This window comes from Piscinibacter defluvii (assembly GCF_004011805.1).
GTDB lineage: Bacteria > Pseudomonadota > Gammaproteobacteria > Burkholderiales > Burkholderiaceae_C > Piscinibacter > Piscinibacter defluvii.
Genome location: NZ_RCHJ01000118.1, coordinates 1 through 1205 on the forward strand (window position 1 = coordinate 1; position 1205 = coordinate 1205).

General features: G+C 64.5%; 1 protein-coding gene. It reads left to right on the top strand.

Going from position 1 to position 1205, the window contains the following annotated elements:
- Window positions 1-131: 131 nt before the first annotated feature.
- Entirely contained in the window at window positions 132-719 is a 588-nt protein-coding gene (locus D9C15_RS33160; protein ID WP_128003714.1) for an SEL1-like repeat protein, read from the top strand.
- Window positions 720-1205 lie beyond the last annotated feature (486 nt).

Below are 1205 nucleotides of genomic sequence, written 5' to 3' on the forward strand. Positions count from 1 at the left end.
ACGCCTAACCCTTCGCTCGAGGCGACCCTCCACGGCTTGGCACTTGGGCCGCGAAGCCGCGGTTCGTATCCTCGGCCTCGCGGCCCAAGCGCCAACCCGCGGCGGTCGCCTCAGCTCAAACGTTAGGCGTCATGAAGCCCCTACCCCTTCTCGCTACCCTGTCGCTGGTCGCGGCGGCCTACGCACAACCAAACTTGGCCGACACATCCTGCGCCAAGGATGCCGTTGCCGCACGTGAGGAAAGGGCAGCCGCAGGTGACGCCAAGGCGCAGTACTGGTTGGGCACGGAACTGGAAACGGGCCGCTGCGTTAGGCGAGACGTCGAACGAAGCCTGGAGCTTCTCCGCACATCCGCAGCGCGCAGCTTTCCTCCAGCCGTGCACGTCATTGGTGTCATCCTAAGGCGTGAGGGTCAGTCGAAGGCGGCGCTCGTCCAGTTTGAAAGGGCCGCTGACCTTGGCTTTCAGCTGGGCTTCGTAGACATGGGCTTCACGCTCGGTGCCAGCGAACTTACTGTCTACGATGCGACGCAGGCCTTCGCATGGCTGAGCTTGGCGTTGGCGCGTGAGACAAACCCTAGACTGCAGGCCTACCTGGAAAAGTCGCTCAAGGCACGGGCTGACAGCATGTCGTCGACCGAGCTCGAAAGGGCGCGGGTGAAAACCGAGGAACTGAAGGCTCGTTTCGCAATGGTTCCACGTTGGCAGGACACGCAATGACGCCTAACCTGTCGCTCGAGCCGACCCGCTACGGCAGGCAGCGTAAGCCCGGCCTGAGGTACTCCGTACATTGTCTCAGTCCGGGCTTACGCTGCCTGCCTCCGCGGGCGGCTCAGCTCCAACGTTAGGCCTCGGAGCGCGCTAGCAGTTCGGGCCATCGCAGTCGTGCCACCAAGCGCGCTTCCCAATCTTGGCCCACGAGCGCCAGGCGACAGCAAACTCGGACGAGCTATGCCTTCGGTCACGGCCTCTCGGCTGGCGAGTAGGTCGGACCTGCGGCTGTACTGGGCAACCTCCCCTGTCAGCTTGTCAGTGGTGCCTGCGCCCTCGGAAGACTGTGCCTTCGAGCGCAGGTAGTTCGTGAGTCCGGCATGAACTCCGCCGCCCAGGCATTGGCCACCTTGGCGCCCAAACGGTGGCGTCGGCGTCAACGGTGCGCGTGCCACCAGGGCCGAGGCCTAACTGGTCGCTCGAGAGGGACCTCCG

Bases quoted from the DNA above. Each gene is read 5' to 3' on its own strand.
- D9C15_RS33160 (WP_128003714.1), top strand. From the start codon at position 132: ATGAAGCCCCTACCCCTTCTCGCTACCCTGTCGCTGGTCGCGGCGGCC.